The following is a 6,651-nucleotide window of genomic DNA, read 5'->3' as shown; positions in this document are numbered from 1 at the left end:
CAGTTCAACGCATCCCTGATGGAGGCCTGGGATGGCCCCGCGTGCGTCACCTTCACCGACGGAACGGTCGTCGGCGCCGTCCTCGACCGCAACGGTCTGCGGCCCGGACGGTGGTGGCAGACCCGCGACGGCCGGGTGATCCTCGCCTCCGAGTCGGGTGTGCTCGAGGTGCCCGTCGACGATGTGGTCTCCAAGGGCCGACTCGAGCCGGGCCGGATGTTCCTGGTCGACACCGCCGCGGGTCGGATCATCCCCGACGAGGAGATCAAGGGCGATCTCATGGGGGACGAGGCCTACGACGAATGGCTGCACGCCGGCCTGCTCGACATCGCCACCCTGCCGATCCGCCCGGTGTACACGCCGAACCACGACACGGTGGTGCGTCGTCAGGTCTCTTTCGGTTACACCGAGGAGGATATGCGGGTGTTGCTCACCCCGATGGCCGCCTCGGGTTACGAGCCGCTCGGTTCGATGGGCACCGACACCCCGATCGCGGTGCTCTCCCAGCGATCACGCCTGCTCTACGACTACTTCGTCGAGTTGTTCGCGCAGGTCACCAATCCGCCGCTGGACGCGATCCGCGAGGAGATCGTGACGTCGATGGCCCGTGTGATGGGACCCGAGCAGAATCTGCTCGCCCCCACCGCCGCCTCGTGCCGGCAGATCATGCTGCACTGGCCGGTCATCGACAACGACGACCTCGCCAAGCTCGTGCACATCAACGACGACGGGGACAACCCCGGCCTGTCGGCCACGGTGTTGCACGGTCTGTACCCCGTCGCCGAGGGCGGCGCGGGGCTGGCCGCCGCGCTCGAGGACCTACGGACCCGGGCGAGTCAGGCTATCGCCGAAGGGCATACGACGCTGGTCATCTCCGACCGGCACACCGATCGCGACCGCGCACCCATCCCGTCACTGCTCGCCATCTCGGCGGTGCACCACCACCTGGTGCGGACCAAGGAACGCACCAAGGTGGCGCTCGTCGTCGAGTCCGGTGACGCCCGCGAGGTACACCACATCGCCCTGCTGATTGGTTTCGGCGCGGCCGCTGTCAACCCGTATCTGGCCCTGGAGTCGATCGTCGACCTGATCGCCGAGGGCGAGCTGATCGGTGTGTCGCCGTCGAAGGCGAGCCGCAACTACATCGAGGCCCTCGGCAAGGGCGTGCTCAAGGTGATGAGCAAGATGGGCATCTCGACCATCAGCTCCTACACCGCGTCGCAGGCCTTCGAGGCCGTCGGACTCTCCTCGGAGGTCGTCAAGGAGTACTTCACCCGCACGGTCTCGCGTATCGAGGGCGTCGGACTTGACGAACTCGCCGAAGAGGTCCGGATGCGTCACCACCGGGCCTTCCCGGAGAACCCGACCGAACAGGTCTATCGGCGACTCGAGGTGGGCGGCGAGTACCAGTACCGCCGCGAGGGCGAACTGCACCTGTTCACCCCGGAGACGATCTTCCTGCTGCAGCATGCGACGCGCACCGGGCGCGACGAGGTCTTCGAGAAGTACTCGGCGGAGGTCGACAATCTCTCCCGCGAGGGTGGCACCATCCGCGGATTGTTCGACTTCGACTTCTCCGGACGCGATCGGATCCCACTCGAGGAGGTTGAGCCGGCCGAGGAGATCATGAAGCGGTTCAACACCGGAGCCATGAGCTATGGGTCCATCTCGGCCGAGGCACACGAGACCATCGCGATCGCGATGAACCGCATCGGTGCCCGTTCCAACTCCGGCGAGGGCGGCGAGGACGTCGACCGCCTCTACGATCCGGAACGGCGCAGCGCCGTCAAGCAGGTGGCGTCGGGCCGCTTCGGTGTCACCAGCGACTATCTGATCAACGCCACCGACATCCAGATCAAGATGGCCCAGGGCGCGAAGCCCGGCGAGGGCGGCCAGCTACCGGCCTACAAGGTGTATCCGTGGATCGCCAAGACAAGGCATTCCACCCCGGGCGTCGCGCTGATCTCGCCGCCGCCGCATCACGACATCTACTCGATCGAGGACCTCGCCCAGCTCATCCACGACCTGAAGAACGCGAACAAAGACGCCCGCATCCACGTGAAGCTGGTCAGCGCGGTCGGCGTGGGTACGGTCGCGACCGGCGTCTCCAAGGCGCACGCCGACGTGGTACTCATCTCCGGGCACGACGGTGGTACGGGTGCGTCCCCGCTGACCTCGCTCAAACACGCGGGCACCCCCTGGGAGATCGGGCTGGCCGACGCCCAGCAGACGTTGATGCTCAACGGGTTACGCGACCGCATCACGGTGCAGTGCGACGGCGCGCTGCGCACCGGCCGTGACGTCATCATGGCGGCGCTGCTCGGTGCCGAGGAGTACGGCTTCTCGACCGCGCCGCTGATCGTCGCGGGCTGCATCATGATGCGCGTGTGTCACCTCGACACCTGCCCGGTGGGTGTGGCGACCCAGAACCCGCAGCTGCGGGCCCGGTTCACTGGACAGGCCGAACACCTGGTGAATTTCTTCCGGTTCGTCGCCGAGGACGTGCGCAAGTACCTGGCGCAGTTGGGCTACCGCACCCTCGACGAGGCGATCGGCCAGAGCCAGCGCCTGCACACCGACGATGCGGTTGCGCACTGGAAGAGCAAGGGACTCGACCTGAGCCCGATCTTCCGCCGGTATGAGGACAAGGGCGCCACCCGCCGGCTGCGCGGCCAGGACCACGGACTCGACCGGGCCCTCGACCAGACGTTCATCCAGCTCGCCGAGGGTGCGCTCGAGGATGCGCATCCGGTCACCCTCGAACTGCCGGTACGCAACGTCAACCGGACCGTGGGCACGCTGCTCGGCTCCGAGGTGACCCGACGCTACGGCGCGGCAGGTCTCGCCGAGGACACCATCACGGTGAAGCTGACCGGTTCGGCCGGGCAGTCGCTCGGGGCGTTCCTGCCGCCGGGCGTGACGATCAAGCTCAGCGGTGACACCAACGACTACGTCGGAAAGGGGTTGTGCGGCGGCAAGATCGTCGTCGCACCCGACCCCGACGCGTGGTTCATCGCGGAAGATCAGGTGATCGCAGGCAACACCATTCTGTACGGCGCGACCTCGGGTGAGGTGTTCCTGCGCGGCAAGGTCGGCGAACGCTTCTCGGTCCGGAACTCCGGTGCCACCGCGGTCGTGGAGGGCGTCGGCGACCACGCCTGCGAGTACATGACCGGTGGCCGTGTGGTGATTCTCGGACCGACCGGCCGCAACCTGGCCGCGGGCATGTCCGGCGGTATCGCGTACGTCTACGACCTCGACGCCGCGAAGGTGAACAAGGCGATGGTCGAACTGCTACGACCGGACCCCGACGATCTGAGCTTCCTGCACGACACCATCGCCAAGCACACCGAACTGACCGGCTCGGCGATCGGCGCGTCGATGCTGGCCGACTGGCCACGTCGATGCCTGGGCTTCACCAAGGTCATGCCCAGCGATTACAAGCGCGTGCTCGACGCGGCCCGCATGGCCGAGGCGGAAGGGCGCGACGTCGATTCAGCGATCATGGAGGCGGCTCGTGGCTGACCCACGCGGATTCCTGGAAATCCAGAAGAAGGAAGCGAAGTACCGCCCGGTCGCCGAGCGGGTCGAGGACTGGGGTGATGTCTACGCGCACCCCGACAACCCGCTGCTGGAACTCGCGGAGGTGTCCCAGCAGGCCCGCCGATGCATGGACTGCGGAATTCCGTTCTGCCACTCCGGCACCGCGGGCTGCCCGCTGGGCAATCTGATCCCGGAGTGGAACGATCTGGTCCGGCGGGGACGCTGGGACGCGGCGAGCAGCCGGCTGCACGCGACCAACAACTTCCCCGAGTTCACCGGCATGATCTGCCCGGCGCCGTGTGAGGCGGCGTGTGTCCTGTCGATCGCCGAACGCACCACCGGCGGCAGCGTCACGATCAAACGGATCGAGAAGACCATCGCCTACGAGTCGTGGGCGGAGGGCATCATCGGTCCGGAACCGCCCGCGTTGAAGACCGGCAAGTCGGTCGGCGTCGTCGGGTCGGGACCGGCAGGACTCGCCGCCGCGCAGCAGCTGACCCGCGCGGGCCACGACGTGACGGTGTACGAACGCGACGATCGTCTCGGCGGTCTACTGCGCTACGGCATCCCCGAGTACAAGCTGCAGAAATCCGACGTCGACCGGCGCATCGCCCAGATGCGAGCGGAGGGAACCGAATTCGTCACGAGCTGCGACGTGGGTACCGATCTGACAGTGGCGGACCTCAAGGCACGTCACGATGCGGTGGTCCTCGCGATCGGCGCGATGCAGGCCCGCGACAACCCGGTGCCCGGACGCGACCTGAACGGCGTCCACCTCGCGATGGAACACCTCGTCCCGGCCAACAAGGAGTGCGAGGGCGACGGCCCGTCGCCGATCACCGCCAAGGGAAAGAATGTCGTCATCATCGGCGGCGGTGACACCGGCGCCGACTGTCTGGGCACCGCACACCGGCAGGGTGCGGTCTCGGTGGTGCAACTCGACTACAACCCCGAACTGCCCGGCGACCGCGACGACTCCAGGTCGCCATGGCCGACCTGGCCGTTGATCATGCGCACCTCCTCGGCGCACGCCGAGGGCGGCGAACGCAAGTATCAGGTCGCGGTGCAGCGTTTCGTGGGTGACGACAACGGCAACGTGACCACGATGGTGCTCGCCGAGGTGCAGGTGGTTCGGGAACCCGACGGCCGCCGGGTGGTCACCCCGGTCAGCGAGGAGTTCGAGATCCCGTGTGACATGGCGCTGTTCGCCATCGGTTTCGCCGGTGTGCAGCCCGGTCCGCTGCTCACCGATCTGGAACTCGAACCGAACCGGCGCGGGGTGCTGTCCTGCGGCAGCGACTGGCAGACCGACGCGCCCGGAGTGTTCGTGTGCGGGGACGCGCACCGCGGTGCGTCCCTGGTGGTGTGGGCGATCGCCGAAGGGCGCTCGACCGCACGGGCCGTCGACGAGTTCCTGATGGGCGCATCGGACCTGCCGTCACCCGTACGTCCCGCCGCGCTGCCGCTGTCGGTGCGCTGACCGGCTCGCCGGGTAAGCCGCAAAACGGACGTGCCGACAAGGGTTTCATTCTGTTCACGACGCCTCCGGCTAGTCCGTTGACCTGCGCGGACGCAAGATGGCCAGCAGATGACGAATCGCCGCTGCGATAGAGATGGCGTATCAAGGGGACTAAGGTGAACACAGTGACACGACGAACGAAGATTGTCTGCACCCTGGGTCCGGCCACCAGCTCCGACGAAAAGCTCAAGGAGCTCGTCGCGGCCGGTATGGACGTGGCCCGGATGAACATGAGTCACGGCACCCATGAGGTGCATCGTGAGGTCTACCAGCGGGTGCGCAAGGCGGGTGATGCCACCGAGAAAGCGGTGGGCATCCTCGCCGACCTGCAGGGTCCGAAGATCCGCCTCGGCAAGTTCGAGGACACCGGCGCCCCCAACGGCCAGGTGATGTGGGCCAACGGTGAAGAGGTGCGAATCACCGTCGACGACATCGTCGGCACCCACGACCGGGTGTCGACCACCTACGCCCACCTCGCCTCCGACGCCAAGCCGGGTGATCGGCTGTTGGTCGACGACGGCAAGGTCGGTCTGGTGGTTACCGGGGTCGAGGGCAACGACGTCGTGTGCCGGGTGACCGAGGGCGGTCCGGTCTCCAACAACAAGGGACTGTCGCTGCCTGGGATGAACGTGTCGGTGCCCGCGATGTCGGAGAAGGACATCGCCGACCTGGAGTTCGCGCTCGACCTGGGCGTGGACATGATCGCGCTGTCCTTTGTGCGCAGCCCCGCCGACATCGAACTCGTGCACGAGGTGATGGATCGTAAGGGTCGTCGGGTGCCGGTGATCGCGAAGCTGGAGAAGCCCGAGGCGATCGACAACCTCGAGGCGATCGTGTTGGCGTTCGACGCGATCATGGTGGCCCGCGGTGACCTCGGCGTCGAGCTTCCGCTCGAGCAGGTGCCGCTGGTGCAGAAGCGCGCCATCCAGATGGCCCGGGAGAACGCCAAGCCGGTGATCGTGGCCACCCAGATGCTCGACTCGATGATCGAGAACTCGCGGCCGACCCGCGCGGAGGCCTCCGATGTGGCCAACGCGGTGCTCGACGGCGCGGACGCGGTGATGTTGTCCGGTGAGACGTCGGTGGGCAAGTTCCCCATCGAGGCGGTGCTGACGATGGACAAGATCGCGCAGGCCGTCGAGTCGGGTCCGCGCGATGTGCCTCCGCTGTCGCATGTGCCGCGCACCAAGCGCGGCATCATCTCGTATGCAGCCCGCGACATCGGGGAGCGGCTCGAGGTCAAGGCGATGGTCGCGTTCACCCAGTCCGGCGACACCGTGCGCCGACTGGCGCGGTTGCATTCGCGGCTGCCGCTGCTGGCGTTCACCCCGTTGCCCGAGGTGCGGTCGCAACTCGCGCTCAGCTGGGGGACGGAGACGTTCATCGTCGACCACGTCGACACCACCGACCACATGATCGATCAGGTCGACCACCAGCTGATGCGGATCGGGCGCCTCAAGGAAGGCGACGTCGTCGTCATCGTCGCGGGTGCGCCACCCGGAACGGTCGGTTCCACCAACATGATCCACGTCCACCGCATCGGCGAACAGGACCACTGAGTGGTCCTGAACGGCAGGCGATCACACCAC

3 protein-coding genes are annotated in these 6,651 nt (G+C 67.1%); all 3 read left to right on the top strand.

Annotated features, from left to right (window positions below):
• Positions 1-3,525: glutamate synthase large subunit (gltB, locus tag GORHZ_RS20295; protein WP_006336304.1), on the top strand; the 3,525-nt coding region annotated here is incomplete at its 5' end.
• On the top strand, positions 3,518-5,023 hold the full coding sequence (locus tag GORHZ_RS20290; protein WP_006336303.1) for a glutamate synthase subunit beta: 1,506 nt from the start codon (positions 3,518-3,520) through the stop codon (positions 5,021-5,023). The genes gltB and GORHZ_RS20290, both read left to right, overlap by 8 nt.
• A gap of 164 nt (positions 5,024-5,187) precedes the next feature.
• Positions 5,188-6,621: a pyruvate kinase gene (pyk, locus tag GORHZ_RS20285; protein WP_040532670.1), complete on the top strand. Its 1,434-nt coding sequence runs from the start codon at positions 5,188-5,190 to the stop codon at positions 6,619-6,621.
• Positions 6,622-6,651: the final 30 nt, after the last annotated feature.

Source organism: Gordonia rhizosphera NBRC 16068, assembly GCF_000298195.1.
Taxonomy (GTDB): Bacteria; Actinomycetota; Actinomycetes; order Mycobacteriales; family Mycobacteriaceae; genus Gordonia; species Gordonia rhizosphera.
Note: the sequence above shows the minus strand (reverse complement) of the source record. Positions and strands in the feature narration are given on the sequence as shown.